This window comes from Terrabacter sp. 2RAF25 (assembly GCF_052115265.1).
Taxonomy (GTDB): domain Bacteria; phylum Actinomycetota; class Actinomycetes; order Actinomycetales; family Dermatophilaceae; genus Terrabacter.
Window position 1 is genome coordinate 294,971 of record NZ_JBFRGJ010000001.1, and the last position, 21,533, is coordinate 316,503.

The following is a 21,533-nucleotide window of genomic DNA, read 5'->3' on the forward strand; positions in this document are numbered from 1 at the left end:
CGGGCCGTCCGCGCAGGCCTCCAGAGGAGACACGCATGAGCACCGTCACGAACCCCGTCACGAGCGCCGTCACGCAGCAGCCGGAGGGCTACGTCCTCACGCTCGACTGTCCCGAGGCCCCCGGCCTGGTCCACGCCGTCTCGGGTTTCCTCATCGAGCAGCACGGCGACATCCACGAGCTCAAGCAGTTCGACGACGTGAGAGGCGGGCACTTCTTCCTGAGGGTCCACTTCACGATCGCCGGCGACCAGCCCGACCCGGGAGTCGACGCCCTGCGTGGGGCCTTCGGCGCCGTGGCGGGGCGCCATGGGATGCGATTCGAGCTGCGCGAGGCCTCGGCCCGCAGGCGCGTCCTCGTCATGGTGTCGAAGTTCGCCCACTGCCTCAACGACCTGCTCTTCCGCTCGCGCATCGGCGAGCTGCCCATGGAGATCGCCGCCGTGGTGTCCAACCACCCCGACCACCGGGCCCTCGTCGAATGGCACGGCATCCCCTTCTTCCACGTTCCGGTGACCGCGGCGACCAAGCCCGAGGCCGAGGCGCGCCTGCTCGACCTCGTCGACCGCTTCGAGATCGAGCTGGTCGTGCTCGCGCGCTACATGCAGATCCTCAGCGACGACCTCACCACCCAGCTCACCGGGCGTGCCATCAACATCCACCACTCGTTCCTGCCCAGCTTCAAGGGCGCCAAGCCCTACCACCAGGCGTGGGAACGGGGCGTCAAGACCGTCGGCGCCACGGCCCACTACGTCAGCAGCGAGCTCGACGAGGGGCCGATCATCTCCCAGCAGGTGCGCGAGGTCGACCACTCGTTCGGGCCCGAGGACCTCGTCGCGGCGGGGCGCGACACCGAGTGCCGCGCCCTGTCGAACGCGGTGAAGTGGCACTGCGAGGGTCGGGTCGTCCTGCACGGCCACCGGACTGTCGTGCTGCTCTGACCGCACGCGGATCGACGACACGATCGTGCGCTGACCGGGCACCGGTCATGCGGCCGAGCAGGCCGTGTCACGGGGTCGGGGTCGGGGAGAGGGCGAGCACGAGCTCACGCACCACCGCTGGGTCGGTCAGCCGGTCGCCGTAGAGCCCGCGGAGCTGTCCCATCCGGTAGCGCACGGTCTGCGGGTGCACGTGCAGCGCGGCGGCCACCTCCTCGCGACGGCCCTGGTGCAGCAGCCAGGACAGCAGGGTCTCGGCGAGCCGCTCCCGTGTGCCGGGCGACAGGTCGGCGAGCGGCGCGAGGGCGTGGTCGCGCAGGTCGGCCAGCGCCTCGGAGTCGGCTGTCAGCACCAGGTCGGCCAGGTGCTGCTCGGTGTCCAGCGCAGCCCCGGTGCGTGACGGCCGCGCCAGCGCCGCCGTGCGCACGGCGCGGTCGTAGGAGGACCGCGCCTGCGCCCACGGGCGCGGTGGCCCGACGACGGCGTGGCGCCCCCGCAGCTGCCGCAGCAGGTGCCGACGCCCGGTGCCGTCGGCGTCGGGGACGAGCAGCAGCGTGAGCGGGTGGTCGGGGTCGGCGTCCTCGATGCCCTGCAGGTCCTCGCCGACCTGGAGGGTGTCGGCGTGGAGGGAGGCGACGGCGCGGCGGGCCTCGGCGGCGGGGAGCAGCACCGCGGTCAGCGACGTCGGAGGCGTCCACTCGGCGCGGGCGGCGGCCGCAGCCAGCACGTCAGCACCGGCACGGGCGAGCAGCTGCTGACCGAGCCGCTCTCGGTAGCGGTCGCGCACCCGACCGCTGGTCGTCAGCTCGTCGGTGTGCCCGGCGACGCTGGCAGCCGACAGCTCGTCGATGTAGGCGAAGAGCAACTCGGCGAACTTCGCCATCGTCGCTGCCGTCAGCCCCGCCCCGGCCGCAGCGGCGGCCAGCTCGCGCCACGACACCCGCGCCCCGACCCGGTATGCCGCGAGCAGGCTGTCCATCGACCGTCCACCCCGCGCCTCGCCGCGCCCGAGGGCGTAGGCGCCCTCGCGGGTGGGGCCCAGTGGCGTGCTCGCGTCGACGTCCCGGCCCCCGCCCGCGAGCTTGAGGAAGCCGGCGATGGCCATCTGCACGGCGCGCTCGATGGTGTCGCCCGCCAGTCCGCCGAGCGCCCCGCGGTAGTCGGGGACCTCGTCGACCACCGCCGCGACCGTGGTCGCCGCGATGGCGGGAAGGCGCTCGCGCAGCTCGCGGAGCACGGCGTGGTCGAGCTGGAGGTCTGCTGCGCCCCGAGCGGTCGCCCGTGCCGGCTTTGATGCCATCGACTGTTCCCTCCGAACAAGAGTTCCCGTATCCTTCACGCCCTGCGGTCAAGATCTTACCCTCGTCTGCCAGTCATGCTGGAGACATGAGCCTGCTAGCACCCTCGACCCGAGCCGCCCGTCCGTCGCTGCGCCGACGGATCGTCGCCCTGGCCGAGCGCGCGACATCGCCCCTGCTGCCGGCCGACTACCTCGACCTCTTCGACCCCCTGCGCCCCGGTGCCGACCTGCGCGGCCGCATCGTCGAGGTCAGCCCCGAGACCGTCGACGCGGCCACCATCATCATCCGCCCGGGCGCCGACTGGGCCGGCCACGTGCCGGGGCAGTACGTGCGCATCGGCGTCGACGTCGACGGCGTACGCCAGTGGCGGGCCTACTCGCTGACCCACGGCCCGCGCGCCGACGGCAACATCTCGATCACCGTCAAGGCCGTGCCCGGCGGCCTTGTCAGCAACCACCTCGTGCGCGAGTCGCGACCCGGTACGCTCGTGCACCTCGAGCAGGCGCAGGGCGAGTTCGTCCTGCCCACCGACGGTGGCAGGTTCCTCTTCGTCACCGCCGGCTCCGGCGTCACGCCCGTCATCGGGATGCTGCGCAACCTCTTCCCCGTCGCCGACGAGGGCGTCGTGCGCCTGCCCCGCGCGGCGGCATACGACATCGTCGTCGTGCACGTGGCCCCGAGCGAGCCGCACTCGATCTTCATCGACAACCTCCGCGCCCTCGACGAGGCCGGCCTGATCCGCCTCGTCGCCCGCTACGACGACGAGCACGGCGTGCTCGACGTCGACGACCTCGACACCCTCGTGCCCGACCTGCACGAGCGGATGACGCTCGCGTGCGGCCCCGGCGGCCTCCTCGACGCCCTCCAGCGACACCATGACGAGCGCGGGCTGGGCCTGCTCACCGAGCAGTTCCGCGCCACCACGCTCGTCGTCGGCGAGGGCGGCACCGTCGACTTCTCCGGCTCCGGCACGACGGTCGTCGCCGACGGCTCGACCCCGATCCTCGACGCCGCAGAGGCGGCCGGCGTGCTCATGCCGTCCGGGTGCCGCATGGGCATCTGCTTCGGCTGCGTGCTGCCGCTGCGAGAGGGCGCCGTCCGCGACCTGCGCACCGGCGAGGTCACGAGGGCGACCCCCGGCGAGACCGAGGGACAGGGCGTCCCGATCCAGACCTGCATCTCCGCAGCCGCCGGCGCGTGCGTCATCGACCACTGACCGGCGCCGAAACCCAGACCGTACGACCTCCGAACCAGAGGAGTCACCATGACCGTCCTGCAGAAGAAGACCCACAACCCCATCGGCCACCTGACCGCCGAGGACATCGAGCAGATCGGCGTCGAGCTCGACGCGATCCGACAGTCCGTCATCGACACCCGCGGGGCCGATGACGCGGCCTACATCCGCAAGGTCATCGCGACCCAGCGCAAGCTCGAGCTCGGTTCTCGCGCAGTCCTGCTCGTCTCGATGTTCCCGCCCGCCTGGCTGGTCGGCACCGCCGGCCTCGCCGTCGCCAAGATCATCGAGAACATGGAGATCGGGCACAACGTCATGCACGGCCAGTGGGACTGGATGCGTGACCCGAAGATCCACTCGACGACGTGGGAGTGGGACAACGCCAGCCCGTCGGAGCAGTGGAAGCACTCGCACAACGAGCTGCACCACACCTACACGAACGTCATCGGCAAGGACAACGACCTCGGCTACGGCATCATGCGCGTCGACGAGGACCAGCGCTGGGTGCCGCTCTACGCGGCGCAGCCGCTGTGGAACTTCGTCAACGCCTGCTTCTTCGAGTACGGCATCGCGGCCTACGACCTCGAGCTCGGCAAGAACCTCGCCACCAAGGAGCGGCGCCAGGACCCCGACTTCCGGGCGCGGGCCAAGGTGACGCTGAAGAAGATCCGCAACCAGATGACGAAGGACTACGTCGTCCACCCGCTGCTGTCGGGCCCGTCGTTCCTCAACACGTTCGCGGCCAACGCCACGGCCAACCTCATCCGCAACCTCTGGACGCACTCCGTGATCATGTGCGGCCACTTCCCCGAGGGCGTCGAGACCTTCGAGCGTCGGTCGATCGTCGGCGAGACCCGCGGCGAGTGGTACCTGCGCCAGATGCTCGGCTCGGCCAACATCAGCGGCAGCAAGGCCATGCACTTCATGACCGGCAACCTCAGCTTCCAGATCGAGCACCACCTCTTCCCCGACCTGCCCAGCAACCGCTACCAGCAGATCGCGCCGCAGGTGCAGGACCTCTTCCGCCGCTACGGCCTGACCTACACGACGGGCTCGCTGCCGCGTCAGGTGGCGTCCGCGTGGAAGAAGGTCTTCCGTCTGTCGCTGCCCAACGGCCTCCTGCGCCGGGCGCAGGCCACGGTCGTCCCGATGGCGATCCGACCCGACACGACTTCCTCGGCCGCCGCCTGAGGGGTACTCACAGTCCCTCCCACCTGCGCGGGTCCGCGCCTACGGTCGACCGCATGACCACTCTGCACCTGAACAACCACGTCGAGATGCCTGCGATCGGCCTGGGGGTGTTCCAGACCCCGCCGGAGGAGACCCGCGCCGCGGTCGAGGCCGCGCTGGCGACGGGCTACCGCCACATCGACACCGCTGCCGCGTACGGCAACGAGCGCGAGGTCGGCGAGGCCGTCCGCGACTCCGGTGTGCCGCGCGACGAGGTGTTCGTCGAGACGAAGATCTGGATCAGTGACTACGGCTACGAGCAGACCCTGCACGGCTTCGACAAGAGCGCCGGCAAGCTCGGGGTCGAGCAGGTCGACCTGCTGATCCTGCACCAGGCCCTGCCGTCCGCGTTCGCCAGGACCCTCGAGGCGTACCGGGCGTTGGAGACGCTCCTCGCGGACGGGAAGGTGCGCGCGATCGGCGTCAGCAACTTCATGGTCGAGCACCTCACCGCGTTGCTCGACAAGGCGACGGTCGTGCCGGCGGTCAACCAGATCGAGCTGCACCCCTACTTCCAGCAGCGGGAGGTGCAGGCGTTCGGTGCCGAGCACGGGATCCTGACCCAGGCGTGGTCTCCGATCGGCGGCATCACCTTCTACCGCGACGGCAGCCACGGCAGCACCCTGCAGGACCCGGTCATCGCCGGGATCGCTGACGCGCACGGCAAGACGCCGGCCCAGGTGATGCTGCGCTGGCACCTGCAGCAGGGGCGCTCGGTCATCCCGAAGTCGACCAAGGCGCACCGCATCGCCGAGAACGTCGACGTCTTCGACTTCGACCTGACCAGCGACGAGCTTGCCTCGATCGATGCCCTCGACACCGGGCAGCGTGGGGGCCCCGAGCCGACGGCCATCACGCTGGAGACCTTCGGCCGCGAGATCCCGGAGGCCTGACCCATGAGTGAGACGCTGACGCGTACCGCGGTCGTCACCGGCGCCTCGTCCGGCATCGGCGCGGCCACCGCCCGAGCCCTCGCCGGGGCCGGCTACCGCGTCGCGCTGCTGGCCCGGCGCGCCGACCGGATCGCCGTCCTCGCCGACGAGCTCGCCGAGCTCGGCGAGGGAGTGATCGCCGTCGAGGCCGACGTCACCGACCGCGCGAGCCTGGTCGCCGCCGCCGAGCGCGTGCAGGCCGAGCTCGGAGGCGCGGCCGTCCTGGTCAACAACGCCGGCGTGATGCTGCTCGGACCGTTCGCCCCCGACCAGCGCGACGACTACCGCCAGATGATCGAGGTCAACCTGCTCGGCGCCATCACCGCCACCGAGGTGTTCCTCGACCAGCTCAAGGCGGCCGCCTCCGATGGCGGCGCCGACATCGTCAACATCTCCTCCGTCGCCGGCCGCACCGCACGCGCCGGCAACGGTGTCTACGCGGCGACGAAGTGGGGGATGAACGGCTGGTCGGAGTCGCTGCGCCAGGAGCTGCTGCCCGACGTACGCGTCACCGTGGTCGAGCCGGGCGTAGTCGCCACCGAGCTGCCCACCCACATCACCCACGCCGAGACCCGAGAGGGCGTCGGGCGTCTCTACGACCAGGCCGAGGTCACGGCGGAGGACGTCGCCGAGGTCATCGCCTTCACCCTCAGCCGCCCGCGGCGCCTCGCGATCAACGAGATCCTCCTGCGGCCCGCCGGGCAGCTCTGAGGTCAGCCGTTCGACGTGGCCGGTGGTGTGGCTCCGCTGGTGTCGTCGGTCGGGGTGACGGTGGCCGGTTGGCGCGCCGTCCAGCTCGCGAGCAGGTTGAGGGCGTCCTCGGACGGCGAGCCCGGTGGCGCGGTGTAGAGGTTCACGCGCTGGCCGGCGTCAGCGGGCAGCTCGAACGCCTCGTAGTCGAGCTCGAGGTCGCCGACGAGGGGGTGGTGGAAGTGCTTGCGCCCGGTGCGGTGGTAGCGCACGTCGTGGGCCGCCCACCGCGTCCGGAAGTCCTCACTGCGGGTGGACAGCTCTCCGACGAGGGCGGACAGGGCCTTGTCGTAGGGGTCGCGGCCGGCCTCGGCGCGGAGGAACGCGACGCAGTCGTTGGCCGCCTTCTCGTGGTCGACGAAGAAGTCGGGCGCGTCCGGGGCGAAGAAGATGAAGCGGGCGCTGTTGGGCGGCTCGCCGGGCGTGTGGGCGGCGGCGTACTCGTAGAGCGGGCTGTAGAGCGCGCGGCCGAGGTCGTTGGCCGCCAGGACGTCGAACCGGCCGTTGCGCAGGTAGGCCGGCATCGGCATCTGGTCGATGATGCGCTGGATCGTCGGGCGCACCCGCTGGCGGGCGGGAGCGCGGTGGGTGCCCTGGGCGCCGCGGCGCGTCGGGGTGCTTGCCGTGTGGACCAGCCGGTACAGGTGGTCGCGCTCGGCCTCGTCGAGCTGCAGCGCATGGACCAAGCCGTCCAGGACGCCCTCGGACACGCTTCCCACGCGGCCGCGCTCGAGCCGGGTGTAGTACTCGACGCTGATCCCGGCGAGCAGGGCCACCTCCTCCCGGCGCAGGCCGGTGACCCGGCGGTTCGCGCCGTAGACCGGCAGGCCCGACCGCTCGGGGCTGATCCTGGCGCGGCGCGTGGTGAGGAACTGCCGCAGGTCATCGCCCTGGGGGCCGTTCGTGGGAGCCATGTCCTTCACGCTACGTCGCTCGGACCGATGTGGCAGTCCCTGCCAGTACCCCTCATGACAGTGCCTGTTGCGCCCTGCCGGCGCCGGATTGTCTGGATGCATGACGACGTCGAGTGAGACCGCACCGGCCGGGACCGTTGCCCCGAGGGGCGCCGCCGGCAACGGCGACGGTGCCCCGGCGCACCCGAGGGCCATCCTGGCGATCATCCTGGTCAGCTACTTCCTGATCCTGCTCGACAACTCCGTCATCTTCACCGCCCTGCCGTCCATCGCCACTGCGATGCACCTCGACGCGTCGGGGCTCTCCTGGGTGCAGGACGCGTACACGCTCGTCTTCGGCGGGCTGCTGCTGCTCGGTGCGCGGCTCGGCGACATCCTCGGCCGACGGCGGGTGTTCGTGACCGGCCTGGTCGTGTTCGTTAGTGCGTCGTTCCTCATCGGGATCGCACCCACGGGGTGGTGGCTCATCGCGTCGCGTGCCCTCCAGGGCGTCGGCGCTGCCGTGGTCGCGCCCTCGGCCCTGTCGCTGCTGACGGCGAGCTACCCGGAAGGACCCCAGCGCTCGCGCGCCGTCGCCTGGTACGCCGCCACCGCCGGCATCGGTGCGAGCCTGGGTCTGCTCGTGGGCGGGGCTGCCGCACAGTGGATCTCGTGGCGGGCAGGCTTCTTCATCAACGTCCCGATCGGCATCGCCATGGTGGCCCTCGCGCCGCGCTACCTGCCCGTCACCCGCCCCGAGCCGGGCCGGTTCGACCTCGTCGGGGCGCTCGGCGCCACCATCGGTGTCGGCGCCCTCGTCTTCGGCGTCATCGAGTCCGCCGACCGCGGCTGGAGCGACCCCGTCGTCGTCGGTGCACTCGCGACGGCGGCCGTCGTGCTCACGAGCCTCGTGGTCCACGAGCGCGGCGCCGTGCAGCCGATCATGCCGCTGCACCTCTTCGGTGACCGCCGACGCTGGGGTGCGTACGCCGCCCGCGCGCTCTATCTCGGCGCGATGGTGAGCTTCTTCTTCTTCTTCACCACCCAGCTCCTCCAGGAAGGCCTCGGGTTCAGCCCCTTCCAGGCCGGGCTCGGGTTCCTGCCGATGACGGTCGTCAACTTCGCCGTCGCCACCCTGCTCCCACGGGTGTCGAGCCGCTTCGGCGATGCGCCGGCCCTGGTGGCCGGGGTGGCGCTCACCCTGGTCGGGATGACGTGGCTGGCGCAGGTCGACGGCTCGACGGCATACGTGAGCGGGATGGCGCTCCCGATGGTGCTGATCGGCGCCGGGCAGGGCCTCGCGTTCGCCCCGCTGACCAGCTTCGGGATCGCGGGAGTCCGCGGCGCCGACGCGGGGGCGGCCAGCGGACTGCTCAACACGGCCCACCAGCTCGGCATGGCGACCGGACTGGCCTTGCTGGTGGCCGTGTCGGCCGGCGCCACGGGCCTCGTCGCCCAGGTGTCGACCGCGCTCGCGTGGGGCGCCGGCCTCATGGCCCTGTGCCTGGTCGTCGTCCTGGCCGTCATCGCGCCAGGCCAGCACGCCCGCACGACAATGATCATCCGACGAAAGGAAGCATGATGCAGACACGCACTCTCGGCTCACCCGGGCTAGAGGTCTCGGCGCTCGGCCTCGGCTGCATGGGCATGAGCCAGTCGTTCGGGCCGCCGCCCCCGCGCGAGGAGATGATCACGTTCCTGCGAGCGGCGGTCGACCGGGGTGTCACGTTCTTCGACACCGCCGAGGTCTACGGGCCGTACCACAACGAGGTGCTCGTCGGCGAGGCGCTGCAGCCGGTTCGTGAGAACGTCGTCATCGCAACGAAGTTCGGCTTCGCCTTCGACGAGAACGGCCGGCAGACCGGTGTCAGCAGCCGGCCCGACGGCATCCGGGCGGCGGTTGACGGCTCGCTGCGACGGCTGCGCACCGACGCGATCGACCTGCTCTACCAGCACAGGGTCGACCCGGACGTGCCGATCGAGGACGTCGCGGGCACCGTCAAGGAGCTCATCGCGGCCGGCAAGGTGCGCCGCTTCGGCCTGTCCGAGGCCGGGGTCGAGACCATCCGCCGCGCGCACGCGGTGCAGCCGGTCACCGCGCTGCAGAGCGAGTACTCGCTGTTCTGGCGCGAGCCGGAGGAGGCGATCCTGCCCGTGCTCGAGGAGCTCGGCATCGGGTTCGTGCCGTTCAGCCCGCTCGGGCGCGGGTTCCTCACCGGCCAGGTCACCGCGGCCAGCGAGTTCGGTGAGGGGGACGTGCGCGCCACCCTGCCGCGCTTCGAGCGTGAGGCCCTCAAGGCCAACCTCGCGCTCGTGGACCTCGTCACGGCCGTGGCCGAGCGCAAGGGCGCGACCGTCGGGCAGGTCGCCCTCGCGTGGCTGCTCGCGCAGCAGCCGTGGATCACCCCGATCCCCGGCACCCGACGGCTCGAACGGCTCGACGAGAACCTCGCCGCGGCCGCGCTCGCGCTGACGCCGGAGGACCTGGCGGAGCTCGACGCCGCGTCGTCGAGCGTGCAGGTCCAGGGCGACCGCTACCCGGAGGCCATGCAGCGCATGATCGACCGCTGACCCTCGTCGGTGGACCGGTCCGGCCCGCTGCTGCACCGCGGACGACCCGCGACACGGGCCGGGCTCAGGTGTCGAGGCAGCGATCCTCGGGGTCGATGGCGCGGACGATGCGCCTCCCGATCTCGGTGACCTGCCGCACCTGGGCCCGGGTCAGGCCGTCGAAGACGAGCCGGCGGACCTCCTCGACGTGGCCCGGCGCTGTGGCCACCACCTTGTCCCAGCCCTCGTCGGTGAGGGTTGCCAGCGTGTAGCGGCCGTCATCGGGGTCCGGGGTGCGGTGCACCCAGTCGCGTTTCTCGAGCCGGGCGACGACCTGGGAGAGCCGGGGGAGAGAGCCTTCGGCCATCCAGGCGAGGTCGCTCATCCGCAGCCGGTGGTCGGGCGCCTCGGACAGGGCCGCCAGCACGGTGTACTCGAAGTGGCTGAGCTGGGCGGCCTGTCGCAGCTGACGATCCAGCGCGGGCTCGAGGCGCACGGCCACGCTCATGAGGGCCAGGAAGGCGCGGCGTTCGTCGTCGTCGAGCCAGCGTGGCGCGGCGTTCTCGGCGTCACGGGACCCGGCTGCTGTCATGCCGGCAAGCCTAGCCGCAGCCTTCACGCGTGAACTGAGAAGACGCGGGAATGACTTGCTCTGTTAAGTCATTGACTTCTACGATCACTTCACACATGAAGTGCCGACCCAAGGATGTGGAAGTCATGAACGTTGTCCTGTGGATCATCGCGGGCCTGCTCGCTGCCGCCTTCGCCGCCGCCGGTGGGATGAAGCTGACCCAGCCGAAGCAGAAGCTCGCCGCCTCGGGCCTGGCCTGGGTCGAGGACTTCAGCCCTGGCGCGGTCAAGACGATCGGCGCCCTCGAGCTGCTGGCCGCAGTCGGCCTCGTCGTGCCGGCCCTCGTCGGCGTGGCTCCCGTGCTCGTGCCCCTGGCGGCGACGGGGCTGGCGGCAATGATGGTCGGAGCAGCCATCACGCACGCCCGCCGCAAGGAGAGCCAGATGATCGGCATCAACGTCGCGCTGCTCGTGCTGGCCCTCGTGGTGGCAGTGGCCCGGTTCGGGCCGCAGGCGTTCACGTCCTGACGCCGGCCCCCCAAGACGCACGACACGGCGTACGCGACCAGGAGACGACAATGAGCAGCGTGATCGACCCGTTCAACCCGGCGGTGCCCGCCGGCGCCTATGACGACCTGCTAGCGCGGGCGCTTCCCGTCGCACGCCAGCAGCGGGTCTGGGAGCCTGCGGACGGCCGTCTCCCCGCACTCTTCGTCAGCCACGGTGCGCCGCCGACCCTCGATGACCCGCAGTGGCTCGACGACCTCTTCGCGTGGGGGCAGTCGATGCCCAAGCCCCGGGCGATCGTCGTCGTCTCCGCGCACTGGGAGAACGCGCCGGCAGCGTTGTCGGGCAGTACCGCCGGAACGCCCCTCTACTACGACTTCGGGGGATTCCACCCGCGCTACTACACGCTCCCGTACGCCACTCCCGACGCGACCGACCTCGCCCGTCGGGTCGCGGGCACCCTCGGCTACAGCCCGGTCCACCAGTTCCCCGACCGGGGGCTCGACCACGGCGCGTTCATCCCGTTGATGGCGATGTACCCCGCGGCCGACGTGCCCGTGGTCCAGCTGTCCATGCCGAGTCTCGAGCCGGAGGCGCTGCTGCGGCTCGGCCGCCGGCTCCATGCCCTGCGTGACGAGGGAGTGCTCGTCGTGGGCTCGGGGTTCATGACCCACAGCTTCGCCGTGATGCGCAACCCGGCCCTGGCCGGGCACCTCGACGCGTTCGACGAGTGGGCGGCGGACGCGGCTGGCCGGGGCGATGTCGACAGCCTCTCCGACTACCTCGCCAAGGGGCCGGCGGCCCGCGTCGCGCACCCGACCGCCGACCACTTCGTCCCCCTGCTGCTCACCATGGGCGCGGCCACCGATGCGAGCACGGCCACGACCGCCTTCGACCGCGCCGTCTTCGGCAACCACATCCGCTCGATCCAGGTGGACTGAGACGGCGGGGCACGACGGGCGCGAGCTCCGAGCCGAGGTTGACGACGGACGCGCCGTCGGGTTCCGTTGGGCCATGGGCAGTCCCGAGCCACCACCGAGGTCGACGCCGTCCGACGTCGGCACCGACACGGTGCTCGGCAAGGTCGTCGCGGTGCTCTTCGCCTTCTCGGCGGACGACTACGGGCTGTCACTGGCTGAGCTCGGCCGGCGTACCGGCCTGGCCAAGGGCACGCTGCACCGCGTCGTGAACGACCTCGCGGCGGCGAGGCTGCTCGAGCGCACGACGCACGGCTACCGCCTGAGCGGCCTCGTCTTCGAGCTGGGCATGAGGGCCTCGGTCGAGCGCGGTCTGCTCGAGGTGGCAACCCCCTTCATGGAGGACCTGCGCGAGCGCACCCACGAGACGGTGCACCTGGGAGTGCTCGAGGGGGCGGAGGTCGTCTACGTCGCGAAGATCGGCGGTCATCGTCAGGCGACCTCGCCGTCGCGCATCGGGGGACGGATGCCGCTCTACTGCACGGCTATCGGCAAGGCGATGCTGGCGCACTCGTCGCCCGAGCTCCTCGGCGAGGTGGTGGCCGCCGGCCTGACCCGCCGAACGCCGCGCACGATCACGGCGCCGGGGGCACTCCGGCGCCAGCTCGACCGTGTCGTCGAGGACGGCGTCGCCTACGAGTACGAGGAGTCCGCGACCGGCCTCGTCTGCGTCGCCGCGCCCGTGCTCGGCCCCGACGACCGTCCGACCGCCGCGATCAGCGTCACCGGTCCGGTCACCCGGTTCCAGCCCGACAAGCACGCGGTCGCCGTGCGTGCCGCCGCGGCCGGGGTGGCCGCGACGTTGGCACGACGCTCGACGCTGCGGCGTTCGAGCCCAGCGGAATGACGGTCCACTGAGTGGAACGTCCTGATGGCGGGCCCGGTGCCGACTCCCGCAGTGTGGGGGCACACAGACAAGGAGCTCCCATGACCGTCTCCAACCCCTCCGCCGAAGCGGACGTCCGGACGGACGCAACCCCCATCGTGCTCGAGGCCGTCGCGCGCCTCGAGCAGGCGGCGAGGAGCGGCGAGGCCTGCTCCCCGGTGCGCGACCTCCTCGGCGAGACCGACCTCGCTCTCGCGTACGCCGTGCAGCACGAGCTCGCACAACGACGCTCGCGCGCCGGCGCTCGCGTCGTCGGGCGCAAGATCGGCCTCACCTCGCCCGCCGTGCAGGCGCAGCTCGGCGTCGACCAGCCCGACTTCGGCGTCCTCTTCGACGACATGGACGTCTCCTCGCACGAGCAGGTCCCGACGTCGGCCCTGCTGCAACCGCGGGCCGAGGCCGAGGTCGCGTTCGTGCTGGGTGCCGACCTGGACGGCGATGACCTCGACATCGACACGGTCAGGGCGGCGGTCACCCACGCCGTCGCGGCGATCGAGATCGTCGACAGTCGCATCGCCGGCTGGGACATCCGCATCACCGACACGATCGCCGACAACGGGTCGAGCGGCATGTTCGTCCTCGGCGAGCGGCGCCTGTCGCTCGACGAGTTCGACCCGGTCGACGTGCAGATGCAGATGTACGCCGACGACGAGCTCGTGTCCGAGGGCAACGGGGAGGCCTGCCTCGGCGACCCCCTCGAGGCACTCCTCTGGCTGGCGCGCACGGCGCAGCAGGTCGGCGACCCGCTGCGGGCCGGGCAGGTGGTCCTCTCCGGCGCCCTGGGGCCGATGCGCCCGGTGACTCCCGGGTCGGTGGTGCGCGCCGAGCTGTCCGCGCTCGGCACCGTGACGGCGCGGTTCGCCCCGTCGCCGGCCTGACCGCCGCCACTCCGACCAACCCCTGGCCCGCTCCCGGCCGCGGCACACCCGGCCGCGGCGTGGGGACCTCGTCGCACGCGGCATCACGCGCCAGCACGCCTCATCTCGCGCCCTCGCGCGCGCCCTGAACCGACCTCCAAAGGAAGCCCAGATGACAAAGACCAAGGTGGCCATCATCGGCCCCGGCAACATCGGAACAGACCTCATGCTCAAGGTGATCCGGCTCTCGAGCACCCTCGAGATGGGGGCGATGGTCGGCATCGACCCGGCCTCCGACGGGCTCCGCCGCGCCGCGAGCCTCGGTGTCCCGACGACCCACGAAGGCGTCGACGGACTCATCGCCCTCGACAACTTCGACGAGATCGAGATCGTCTTCGACGCCACGTCCGCGAAGGCACACGTGGCCAACGCCGCCAAGCTGGCGGCATACGGCAAGAAGCTCGTCGACCTGACGCCGGCGGCGATCGGCCCGTACGTCGTGCCACCGGTCAACCTCGACCAGCTCCTCGAGGACGACGCCGACGACGTCAACCTCGTCACGTGCGGTGGCCAGGCCACCATCCCGGTCGTCGCTGCGATCTCGCGCGTCACGACGGTGCCGTACGCCGAGATCGTCGCCTCCATCGCGTCGAAGTCAGCGGGGCCGGGGACGCGCGCCAACATCGACGAGTTCACCGAGACGACCACCGCGGGCATCGAGAAGGTCGGGGGAGCCTTGCGCGGCAAGGCGATCATCATCCTCAACCCCGCCGAGCCGCCGCTCATCATGCGCGACACCGTCTTCGCCCTGATCGGCGAGTCCGACGAGCAGACCCACGCGGCGATCCGCGCCTCCGTCGACGAGATGGTCGCGAAGGTGCAGGAGTACGTGCCCGGCTACCGGCTCAAGCAGCAGGTGCAGTTCACGTCCATCGCACCCGACGAGCCGGTGCACACCCTGCTGCCAAAGGGCTCGCCCGCGGTGACGACGAAGGTGAGCGTCTTCCTCGAGGTCGAGGGCATGGCGATGTACCTGCCTGCGTATGCCGGCAACCTCGACATCATGACCTCCGCGGCGATGCGTGTGGCCGAGACCATCGCCGAGCGCCTCCGCTCGCGCACCGACGCAGGGGTGACCGCATGAGCGCCACGACGACCACCGACCTCGGCGACAGCGCCACCAGCCCAGGAGACCTTTCCGTGACCCCCTCGAACACCGACACCCCGCTGCTCTACATCCAGGACGTGACGCTGCGCGACGGCATGCACGCGGTCCGGCACCGGATCAGCCCCTCGGACGTCGGCCGGATCGTCGCGGCCCTCGACGCGGCGGGCGTCGACGCGATCGAGGTCGCGCACGGCGACGGGCTGGCTGGTGGCAGCCTCAACTACGGCCCCGGCTCGCACAGCGACTGGGCCTGGATCGAGGCCGCCGCGGAGAACATCTCGCAGGCCACCCTGACGACGCTGCTGCTCCCCGGCATCGGCACGATCAGCGAGCTCGAGGACGCGTACTCGCTGGGTGTCCGCTCGGTGCGCGTCGCCACGCACTGCACCGAGGCGGACGTCTCGGCGCAGCACATCAGCAAGGCCCGGGAGCTCGGCATGGACGTGTCCGGCTTCCTCATGATGAGCCACATGAGCAGCGCACCCGAGCTCGCCGCCCAGGCGAAGCTGATGGAGTCCTACGGCGCCGGCTGCGTCTACGTCACCGACTCCGGGGGGCGCCTGACGATGGACGGCGTGCGGGAGCGCGTGCGGGCCTACCGCGAGGTGCTCGACCCGAGCACCCAGATCGGCATCCACGCCCACCAGAACCTCTCGCTCGCCGTCGCCAACTCCGTGGTCGCCGTCGAGGAGGGAGTCGTGCGCGTCGACGCGTCGCTCGCCGGCCACGGCGCCGGCGCCGGCAACTGCCCCATCGAGCCGTTCGTCGCCGTCGCCAACCTCAACGAGTGGAAGCACCGCTGCGACCTCTTCGCCCTGCAGGACGCCGCCGACGACCTCGTGCGACCCCTGCAGGACCGTCCCGTCCAGGTCGACCGTGAGACGCTCACCCTCGGCTACGCGGGGGTCTACTCCAGCTTCCTGCGCCACGCGGAGGCGGCGTCGCAGCGCTACGGCATCGACGTGCGCTCGATCCTTCTCGAGGTCGGTCGGCGCAAGCTCGTGGGCGGCCAGGAGGACATGATCGTCGACATCGCGCTCGACCTCGTCGGCTGACGACGCCCGCAGACGTAGGAAACTGAGCACTCGACCAACGGGTCGAGTGCTCAGTTCCCGACGTTCCACCGCGATCGAGTGCTCAGTTCCCGACGGGCCAAGCCGATCGAGTGCTCAGATCCCGACGGGTCTCGTCCCTGAGTTCGCCTGAGAGCCGGAGGATCACGTATGCCGCCGGGTCACCCGAGGTGACCCGGCGGCATACGTTCTCGTGGAGCTTCCGGTGGTCAGGAGGTGTGGGTGGTCACCTGGCCCCCACCACCATGCCGTCGTCGCCCGCCACGACGGCGGTCCTGCCGACCCGACTGAGCCGCTGCGAGACCCGCTTCCAGCCGCCGGACCCGATGTCACCGGGCACCACGTGGTGGAGGACGAGTGTCCCCACCTCGATGGTGCGGAGCAGGTCAGCGAGCTGGGCCTCGGTCGTGTGGGCGCCGAACATGTGGTTGCGGAACGCCTGCTTGATCTCCTCTGGCACGGGGAGGGCGTTGATGCTGGCGACGATCGAGTCGTAGTCGATGACCTCATGGAGCAGCACGTCGCACCCGTCGGCGAGCTCGAGGAGGTTGGGCGACAGAGTGGTGTCGCCCGAGACGACGACGGAGCCGCTGTCGGAGTCGAACCGGAACGCGTACGACGGCGCCATCTGGCCGTGGTCGACGAGTGTCGCCGACACCGCGACCCGGTCGTCCTCGTGGACGCGGAAGGGGCGCATCCGTGCAGGTGGCCCGTCGAGGTTGACGGTCACGCCGGCGGGCAGCCCGATGTCCTCGGCCTTCACGACCGCGTCGATGCGCGGGGACCCGGCGTCGAAGATGCGGTCGTTGATGTCAGTGGCGAAGGCCCCCAGCAGCTGGGCCACCATCGACCTGGTGCCAGGCGTCGGGTCGCCCGAGTTGAAGGCTGCAGGGTTGGGCCGGCTGGGCGGGAAGACGTGCGGCAGCGAGCCGCGTTCTCCCGGCCCAAAGAGTCGGAATGGCGTTGCCGCAGAGCCGAGTCCGCCGGCAATGAATCCCTGCACGAGGAAGGTCGACAGGTCGGTGACGTGGTCCGAGTGGAGGTGGGTGATGAAGCCGGCGCGGAAGGCGGTGAGATCGTTCTTGCCGTCGGCGCCGCCGATCATGCCTGCCTCGTAGAGCCCGGCCGCGGCTCCGTGTCCGGCGTCGACGAGGTACCTCGCGCCGTCGACCTCGACGACGGTGCAGATCCCGCGCCGACCCGCGGCCTGCCGCCAGATGGGTCCGCCGGCCGTGCCCACAAGCACCGCCTTGGTGCGGGCGTCACCGCGGATGCGGCGGGCGTCGGAGGACGGCGCGGCCCGGGCGGGTGCCGCGGCCGCGACCGCGAGGCCGAGTGCCGAGGCGACGCCGAGGCCGCCGTGCAGGAGCGCGCGGCGCGCGACCCCACCCGCCCGGTGGTCGTCAGGTGCGGTGCCTCGGTGAGCGTCGTGCTCGAGTGCCGCATGGATGTCGTCGGGAAGGCAGCTGCCACACATCTGGATCTCCTTTGATCCGCAGGGACGAGTCGTCGCTCAGAACTTGCCGGCCATCAGGCTCTCGAGGAGGAAGACGAAGGTGTCGTGGGCCTCGATCTGGGTCCAGTGCCCGCTATTCGGGATGATGTGGAGCGTGGCGTTGGGCATCGTCTTCGCGAGGTAGGTGCTCGACTCGACCGGCACGATGATGTCGTCGCGACCGTGGACGCACAGCGTCGGGTGCGGGAGCGAGGTCAGCTCCTCCTCGGTGAAGGCCGGCGGGCCGGCCTTGGGGTCGAACATCGCGGCGTGCGAGCGCTTGACGTCCGCGCGCCCGATGTAGGGCATCCGCTCCTCGACGACGCGGTCGACGACACCTTCCAGGGTGTCCATGTCGTAGACGAACGACTCGAGCAGGTCGCGCAGGGAGTCGGCAGTGGGGTTGGCGTAGAACGTGCGCAGGTGCTGCAGGCCGGGAGTGATCGGCAGGTCGGGGGCGCCTCCGGACCCCATGAGCAGCATCGTCTCGACGCGCTCCGGCTGCGCCAGCGCCATGCGGATGGAGATCATCCCGCCCATGGAGTTGCCGACGAGGTGCACCTGGTCGACGCCCAGCTTGTCGAGCAGCTGCCAGAGCGTCTCGGCCTGGAGCAGGTTGAAGGCCTTCATGCCCGACGGGGCGTCGACCGGGTGCTCGGAGTCCCCGAAACCAATCATGTCCGGTGCGAGGCAGTAGCAGCGGTCGCCGAGCTGCTCGATGACGGCCTTCCAGTTGGAGGTTCCCGTGGCACCGGGCCCCGAGCCGTGCAGGAAGAGCAGGGCGGTCGGGCTCGACTCGCCCGTCGCGTGGACGCGGTAGGTGACGTCGCTGAGGGTGACGTCCGTGCTGTTGACGGTGGCCATGAAGGCGTACCTCTCTCGGGTTGATTGATTCGACTCTGAAGCAACCACTACACGGTATGCGTGGAAGACGATCGCGGCAAGGGTCCTCCCGTCCTTTGTAAGAGCGGAAATATCACACGCGCCTAACCCTTGCCGGGCACAGGCCTGTCCAGGATGCTCTGTTGTGATTGCTACAGAGAAGTGGCGGTCGGCGCATGACTGACGCGAAGGGACCAAGGATGATCAAAGAGCTCGCCTACATCGGCGTGGCCTCTCCCCGGCACGAGGAGTGGCTCGCCTACGGCACCGAAGTTCTCGGCTGCGCGCTCGGCCCGCGCGGTGAGAACGGATCGGTGCGCCTGCGCGTCGACGACGCCCTCCACCGCATCACGATCGAACCGGGCGACCGCGACGAGCTGCTCTACACGGGCTGGGCCTTCGCCAACGAGGCCGAGCTGCACGCGTACCTCGACCGACTGCGGCTCTCGGGCCTCGAACCCACGGCCGGCACGCCTGCGGAATGCCGTGACCGTGGCGTCGCAGAGCTCGCTGGGTGACCGACCCGTGGGGAGCCCGGCACGAGTTCGTGGCCGGTCAGCGCCGTCGGCCGGGGACCTTCTGGCCCGGGCGGCCGATGACCGGCTTCGTCGCCGACGACTTCGGTCTCGGTCACGTCGTGCTCGTCGTGCCCGACCTGGCTCAGGCGGACGCGTTCTACGCCGACCTGCTCGGGTTCACGTTGTCCGACCGGGTCGACGAGGAGCACATGAAGGTGCGCTTCTACCACTGCAACGGCAGACACCACTCGCTCGCGGTCGCCGAGGTGCCCGGCAAGGTGGGTCTGAACCACCTGATGCTCGAGGTCAAGAGCCTCGACGACGTCGGCACGGGCCTCGATCTCGCCAAGGCGGCGGCCGTGCCCGTGCTCCGGGGGATCGGCCGGCACACGAATGACCTGATGACCTCGTTCTACATGCTGACCCCGTCGTCGTTCCAGATCGAGTACGGCCACGGCGGCATGGTGGTGGACGACGTCACCTGGGTCGCGGCGACCAACGACCGTCCCTCGCTGTGGGGTCACGAGCTCACCGAGGTCGGTCGTGAGACGGCGCCCGGCATCCTCGCCGACGTCGCGTCGGTGATGGCATGAGGTTCGCCAACCGGGGTGGTCGTGCGTTCGTGCTCAAGGGCACGTCGGCCGGATGGGACCTGGAGAAGGAGAGTAGTGGTCGCTTCTCGCCGGACCCGATGCAGATGTGGGCGCGGCACGACGAGATCGCGACCTGGGTGGCCGGCCTCGACGAGGCGAGCGCCGAGCCGGTGAGGCCGGAAGAGCTCGATGCGCCCGTTCCGGTGCCCCCGTCGATCATCGCCATCGGGCTCAACTACGCGGAGCACGCCCGCGCGACCGGGTTCGAGCCGCCGACCGACCTGCCTCCGGTCTTCGCGAAGTTCCCGTCGTCCGTCACGGGGGCCCATGGCGTCGTGCGCCTTCCCGGGGGCGGCACCGTCGACTGGGAGGTGGAGGTCGTCGCCGTCGTCGGCAAGCAGATGCACCACGTCGACGAGGCGGACGTCTTCAGCCACCTCGCCGGTCTCACGATCGGCCAGGACCTGTCCGAACGGACCCGCCAGTTCTCCGGGCCTGCGCCGCAGTTCGGGCTGGCGAAGTCCTACCCGGGTTTCAGCCCGATCGGGCCGTGGGTCGTGTCGATGGACGAGCTCGACGACCCGGACGACCTCCATCTCGGTTGCAGCATCGACGGCGAGGTGGTCCAGTCCGGCACGACGGCCGGACTCATCTTCTCGATCTCGCGCTCGATCTCCGAGCTGTCGAGGGTGCTCGTGCTCCGCCCCGGCGATCTCGTCTTCACCGGCACTCCCGACGGAGTCGGGATGGGCCTCACGCCGCCCCGCTACCTCCGGTCGGGGGAGGTGCTCGAGACGTGGGTGGACGGTATCGGGCGAATGTCCCACACGTTCGCTTGAGCGCGTAGCAGTCGCTACACGAAAAGTTCGACCAAACCTATTGCACAGGAACGTGCATTCTGCTTCTCTGTAGCAAGCACTACATGAAGACCTGACTGCAGCGCCATCGGCCCACCACCGGGCCGGCCGCCCGCACCACAGGACACTGCACGGCAAAGGAGCCGCCACCATGTCTCGTCCCCTCTTCCGTTCCCGCCCCGCGCGGGCCCTCGCGGCGAGCGCCCTCGCCGCGTCGTTGCTCGGTGCCTGTGGCGCCGGGGAGAAGGTCGCCCCGGTCAGCGCCGAGGCGACCGCCGCCGGCGCGGCCGGCGTCCAGCAGGCCAAGGAGTCCCTGGCCGGTTGGTCCAAGGCCCCGACGTGGCCGAAGGTCACGCCGATCGGCAAGCCCGTCGACCTCACGGGCAAGAAGTTCACGTTCGTCGCCCTGGGCGACCAGATCCCTGTCATCCACGCCGTCGGCGTCGGTGTCACGGAGGCCCTTGGTGCGGCTGGTGCGACCGTCAAGATCTGCGACGGCAAGTTCAACCCGACGGCCGTCGCCGACTGCCTCAAGGCCGCCGGCGACGAGAAGGTCGACGGCGTCATCAGCGCCTTCGTCGACTACCAGATGGCCGGCCCCGCGTTCGACGCGCTGGCTGCGAAGGGCGTCAAGGTCATCGTCGGCGGAGTGGCCCCTTCGGGCGGCCGCAAGGCGGACGCCAACCTCGCCTTCTACGACAACACGCCGCGGGTGTCCGCCCTCCACGAGGCGATGTCGGAGGCCGCGATCGCCGACGGTGGCACGTCGACCAACGTGCTCTGGGTGAGGCTGATGGACTCGACGACGACCACCGGGGCCAGCGCCCAGGGGATCGCCAAGTTCAAGGCCCTCTGCCCGAGCTGCGGCATCGCGGAGACCGAGTTCACCACCGCCAACGTCGACAAGCTCGCGACGTCGGTGAGTGCCGCCCTGGTCTCCAACCCCGACACCAACGCCGTCATCGTGCCGGTGGACAGCTTCGTGCCGCCGGTGCTCCAGGGCATCCTCAGTGCGAAGTTCGCCGGCAAGGTGAAGGTCTTCTCCTCGAGCTCCGACCTCGCCGGGCTGCAGCGCGTCAAGGACGGCCAGCAGACCACCGACCTGGGCACCCCAGTGCTCTTCGAGGGCTGGAAGTTCGCCAACGGGATGGTGCAGCTGCTCGCCGGCCAGGAGGTCGAGAAGGGGTCCGATTTCGTCACCCGTGCGTTCACCAAGGACAACGTCGGCGGCCTCACCCTCGACGCCAAGACGTACCTCACGGACGACTGGTTCGGCGGGGGCGCCTACAAGCAGACCTTCCTCTCTGCCTGGGGAGTCAAGTAAC

At 70.7% G+C, this 21,533-nt stretch carries 22 protein-coding genes; 17 read left to right on the forward strand and 5 right to left on the reverse strand.

Features of this window, described 5'->3' with window-relative positions; genetic code table 11:
- Window positions 1-35: 35 nt before the first annotated feature.
- Window positions 36-938 (forward strand): formyltetrahydrofolate deformylase, encoded by a 903-nt coding sequence (gene purU / locus AB4091_RS01355; protein WP_442289932.1) that lies wholly within the window; start codon window positions 36-38, stop codon window positions 936-938.
- Window positions 939-1,005: 67 nt separating this feature from the next.
- Here the strand turns inward: purU and AB4091_RS01360 are convergent, their stop codons facing one another.
- Window positions 1,006-2,235 carry a PucR family transcriptional regulator gene (locus AB4091_RS01360; protein ID WP_442289933.1) on the reverse strand — a complete coding sequence of 410 codons (1,230 nt, stop codon included), beginning with the start codon at window positions 2,233-2,235 and terminating at the stop codon, window positions 1,006-1,008.
- Between the two features lie 86 nt (window positions 2,236-2,321).
- Here AB4091_RS01360 and AB4091_RS01365 point away from each other — a divergent pair, with 86 nt between their 5' ends.
- From AB4091_RS01365 to AB4091_RS01380, 4 genes are read left to right on the forward strand one after another with little or no spacing between them, the layout of a single operon-like run.
- Window positions 2,322-3,452 carry a ferredoxin reductase gene (locus AB4091_RS01365; protein WP_442289934.1) on the forward strand — a complete coding sequence of 377 codons (1,131 nt, stop codon included), beginning with the start codon at window positions 2,322-2,324 and terminating at the stop codon, window positions 3,450-3,452.
- 48 nt (window positions 3,453-3,500) lie between these two features.
- Window positions 3,501-4,661 carry a fatty acid desaturase family protein gene (locus AB4091_RS01370; protein WP_442289935.1) on the forward strand — a complete coding sequence of 387 codons (1,161 nt, stop codon included), beginning with the start codon at window positions 3,501-3,503 and terminating at the stop codon, window positions 4,659-4,661.
- A gap of 53 nt (window positions 4,662-4,714) precedes the next feature.
- Window positions 4,715-5,593 carry an aldo/keto reductase gene (locus AB4091_RS01375; protein WP_442289936.1) on the forward strand — a complete coding sequence of 293 codons (879 nt, stop codon included), beginning with the start codon at window positions 4,715-4,717 and terminating at the stop codon, window positions 5,591-5,593.
- A gap of 3 nt (window positions 5,594-5,596) precedes the next feature.
- Window positions 5,597-6,343, forward strand: a complete 747-nt coding sequence (locus tag AB4091_RS01380) for an SDR family oxidoreductase (protein WP_442289937.1) — start codon at window positions 5,597-5,599, stop codon at window positions 6,341-6,343.
- 2 nt (window positions 6,344-6,345) lie between these two features.
- On the opposite strand, the gene AB4091_RS01385 is transcribed toward AB4091_RS01380, so the two are convergent.
- The gene (locus tag AB4091_RS01385; RefSeq protein WP_442289938.1) at window positions 6,346-7,296 is read right to left on the reverse strand and encodes a helix-turn-helix transcriptional regulator; all 951 of its coding nucleotides are present in this window, start codon (window positions 7,294-7,296) and stop codon (window positions 6,346-6,348) included.
- 100 nt (window positions 7,297-7,396) lie between these two features.
- Between AB4091_RS01385 and AB4091_RS01390 the strand changes: the two genes are divergently transcribed.
- Both AB4091_RS01390 and AB4091_RS01395 read left to right on the forward strand, forming a co-directional pair.
- Window positions 7,397-8,857: an MFS transporter gene (locus tag AB4091_RS01390; protein WP_442289939.1), complete on the forward strand. Its 1,461-nt coding sequence runs from the start codon at window positions 7,397-7,399 to the stop codon at window positions 8,855-8,857.
- Window positions 8,857-9,846 carry an aldo/keto reductase gene (locus AB4091_RS01395; RefSeq protein WP_442289940.1) on the forward strand — a complete coding sequence of 330 codons (990 nt, stop codon included), beginning with the start codon at window positions 8,857-8,859 and terminating at the stop codon, window positions 9,844-9,846. Before AB4091_RS01390 ends, AB4091_RS01395 begins: the two co-directional genes overlap by 1 nt.
- 64 nt (window positions 9,847-9,910) lie before the next feature.
- Here the strand turns inward: AB4091_RS01395 and AB4091_RS01400 are convergent, their stop codons facing one another.
- Window positions 9,911-10,417: a MarR family winged helix-turn-helix transcriptional regulator gene (locus tag AB4091_RS01400; RefSeq protein ID WP_442289941.1), complete on the reverse strand. Its 507-nt coding sequence runs from the start codon at window positions 10,415-10,417 to the stop codon at window positions 9,911-9,913.
- Window positions 10,418-10,542: 125 nt separating this feature from the next.
- Between AB4091_RS01400 and AB4091_RS01405 the strand changes: the two genes are divergently transcribed.
- From AB4091_RS01405 to dmpG, 6 genes are all read left to right on the forward strand, one after another.
- On the forward strand, window positions 10,543-10,923 hold the full coding sequence (locus tag AB4091_RS01405) for a DoxX family protein (RefSeq protein ID WP_442289942.1): 381 nt from the start codon (window positions 10,543-10,545) through the stop codon (window positions 10,921-10,923).
- Window positions 10,924-10,973: 50 nt separating this feature from the next.
- The gene (locus AB4091_RS01410) at window positions 10,974-11,843 is read left to right on the forward strand and encodes a DODA-type extradiol aromatic ring-opening family dioxygenase (RefSeq protein ID WP_442289943.1); all 870 of its coding nucleotides are present in this window, start codon (window positions 10,974-10,976) and stop codon (window positions 11,841-11,843) included.
- Window positions 11,844-11,916: 73 nt separating this feature from the next.
- Window positions 11,917-12,726 carry an IclR family transcriptional regulator gene (locus tag AB4091_RS01415; protein ID WP_442289944.1) on the forward strand — a complete coding sequence of 270 codons (810 nt, stop codon included), beginning with the start codon at window positions 11,917-11,919 and terminating at the stop codon, window positions 12,724-12,726.
- Between the two features lie 80 nt (window positions 12,727-12,806).
- The gene (locus AB4091_RS01420) at window positions 12,807-13,643 is read left to right on the forward strand and encodes a 2-keto-4-pentenoate hydratase (RefSeq protein ID WP_442289945.1); all 837 of its coding nucleotides are present in this window, start codon (window positions 12,807-12,809) and stop codon (window positions 13,641-13,643) included.
- A 151-nt stretch (window positions 13,644-13,794) separates the two neighbouring features.
- The gene (locus tag AB4091_RS01425) at window positions 13,795-14,766 is read left to right on the forward strand and encodes an acetaldehyde dehydrogenase (acetylating) (RefSeq protein ID WP_442289946.1); all 972 of its coding nucleotides are present in this window, start codon (window positions 13,795-13,797) and stop codon (window positions 14,764-14,766) included.
- Complete coding sequence (gene dmpG / locus AB4091_RS01430) at window positions 14,763-15,845, forward strand: 4-hydroxy-2-oxovalerate aldolase (protein ID WP_442289947.1); 1,083 nt, start codon at window positions 14,763-14,765, stop codon at window positions 15,843-15,845. Before AB4091_RS01425 ends, dmpG begins: the two co-directional genes overlap by 4 nt.
- A 244-nt stretch (window positions 15,846-16,089) precedes the next feature.
- Here the strand turns inward: dmpG and AB4091_RS01435 are convergent, their stop codons facing one another.
- Window positions 16,090-17,340, reverse strand: coding sequence for an MBL fold metallo-hydrolase (locus AB4091_RS01435; protein WP_442289948.1), 1,251 nt, complete (start codon window positions 17,338-17,340; stop codon window positions 16,090-16,092).
- Window positions 17,341-17,376: 36 nt separating this feature from the next.
- A complete protein-coding gene (locus tag AB4091_RS01440) occupies window positions 17,377-18,222 on the reverse strand; it encodes an alpha/beta fold hydrolase (protein WP_442289949.1) in 846 nt (281 codons plus the stop codon).
- Window positions 18,223-18,440: 218 nt separating this feature from the next.
- On the opposite strand from AB4091_RS01440, the gene AB4091_RS01445 reads away from it, so the two are divergent.
- The 4 genes from AB4091_RS01445 (at window position 18,441) to AB4091_RS01460 (ending at window position 21,532) form a co-directional block, all read left to right on the forward strand.
- Window positions 18,441-18,758, forward strand: coding sequence for a hypothetical protein (locus tag AB4091_RS01445; RefSeq protein ID WP_442289950.1), 318 nt, complete (start codon window positions 18,441-18,443; stop codon window positions 18,756-18,758).
- Window positions 18,755-19,351, forward strand: coding sequence for a VOC family protein (locus AB4091_RS01450; protein WP_442289951.1), 597 nt, complete (start codon window positions 18,755-18,757; stop codon window positions 19,349-19,351). The genes AB4091_RS01445 and AB4091_RS01450 overlap by 4 nt, the downstream gene beginning before the upstream one ends.
- Window positions 19,348-20,190 (forward strand): fumarylacetoacetate hydrolase family protein, encoded by an 843-nt coding sequence (locus AB4091_RS01455; protein WP_442289952.1) that lies wholly within the window; start codon window positions 19,348-19,350, stop codon window positions 20,188-20,190. Before AB4091_RS01450 ends, AB4091_RS01455 begins: the two co-directional genes overlap by 4 nt.
- 169 nt (window positions 20,191-20,359) lie before the next feature.
- The gene (locus AB4091_RS01460; RefSeq protein WP_442289953.1) at window positions 20,360-21,532 is read left to right on the forward strand and encodes a sugar ABC transporter substrate-binding protein; all 1,173 of its coding nucleotides are present in this window, start codon (window positions 20,360-20,362) and stop codon (window positions 21,530-21,532) included.
- Window position 21,533 lies beyond the last annotated feature (1 nt).

Coding starts and splice junctions, on each gene's coding strand:
- AB4091_RS01395 (WP_442289940.1), top strand. CDS start 8,857: ATGCAGACACGCACTCTCGGCTCACCCGGGCTAGAGGTCTCGGCGCTC.
- AB4091_RS01390 (WP_442289939.1), top strand. CDS start 7,397: ATGACGACGTCGAGTGAGACCGCACCGGCCGGGACCGTTGCCCCGAGG.
- AB4091_RS01375 (WP_442289936.1), top strand. CDS start 4,715: ATGACCACTCTGCACCTGAACAACCACGTCGAGATGCCTGCGATCGGC.
- purU (WP_442289932.1), top strand. CDS start 36: ATGAGCACCGTCACGAACCCCGTCACGAGCGCCGTCACGCAGCAGCCG.
- AB4091_RS01415 (WP_442289944.1), top strand. CDS start 11,917: ATGGGCAGTCCCGAGCCACCACCGAGGTCGACGCCGTCCGACGTCGGC.
- AB4091_RS01460 (WP_442289953.1), top strand. CDS start 20,360: ATGTCTCGTCCCCTCTTCCGTTCCCGCCCCGCGCGGGCCCTCGCGGCG.
- AB4091_RS01365 (WP_442289934.1), top strand. CDS start 2,322: ATGAGCCTGCTAGCACCCTCGACCCGAGCCGCCCGTCCGTCGCTGCGC.
- AB4091_RS01360 (WP_442289933.1), bottom strand. CDS start 2,235: ATGGCATCAAAGCCGGCACGGGCGACCGCTCGGGGCGCAGCAGACCTC.
- AB4091_RS01445 (WP_442289950.1), top strand. CDS start 18,441: ATGATCAAAGAGCTCGCCTACATCGGCGTGGCCTCTCCCCGGCACGAG.
- AB4091_RS01435 (WP_442289948.1), bottom strand. CDS start 17,340: ATGTGTGGCAGCTGCCTTCCCGACGACATCCATGCGGCACTCGAGCAC.
- dmpG (WP_442289947.1), top strand. CDS start 14,763: ATGAGCGCCACGACGACCACCGACCTCGGCGACAGCGCCACCAGCCCA.
- AB4091_RS01410 (WP_442289943.1), top strand. CDS start 10,974: ATGAGCAGCGTGATCGACCCGTTCAACCCGGCGGTGCCCGCCGGCGCC.
- AB4091_RS01420 (WP_442289945.1), top strand. CDS start 12,807: ATGACCGTCTCCAACCCCTCCGCCGAAGCGGACGTCCGGACGGACGCA.
- AB4091_RS01370 (WP_442289935.1), top strand. CDS start 3,501: ATGACCGTCCTGCAGAAGAAGACCCACAACCCCATCGGCCACCTGACC.
- AB4091_RS01380 (WP_442289937.1), top strand. CDS start 5,597: ATGAGTGAGACGCTGACGCGTACCGCGGTCGTCACCGGCGCCTCGTCC.
- AB4091_RS01400 (WP_442289941.1), bottom strand. CDS start 10,417: ATGACAGCAGCCGGGTCCCGTGACGCCGAGAACGCCGCGCCACGCTGG.
- AB4091_RS01455 (WP_442289952.1), top strand. CDS start 19,348: ATGAGGTTCGCCAACCGGGGTGGTCGTGCGTTCGTGCTCAAGGGCACG.
- AB4091_RS01425 (WP_442289946.1), top strand. CDS start 13,795: ATGACAAAGACCAAGGTGGCCATCATCGGCCCCGGCAACATCGGAACA.
- AB4091_RS01385 (WP_442289938.1), bottom strand. CDS start 7,296: ATGGCTCCCACGAACGGCCCCCAGGGCGATGACCTGCGGCAGTTCCTC.
- AB4091_RS01405 (WP_442289942.1), top strand. CDS start 10,543: ATGAACGTTGTCCTGTGGATCATCGCGGGCCTGCTCGCTGCCGCCTTC.
- AB4091_RS01440 (WP_442289949.1), bottom strand. CDS start 18,222: ATGGCCACCGTCAACAGCACGGACGTCACCCTCAGCGACGTCACCTAC.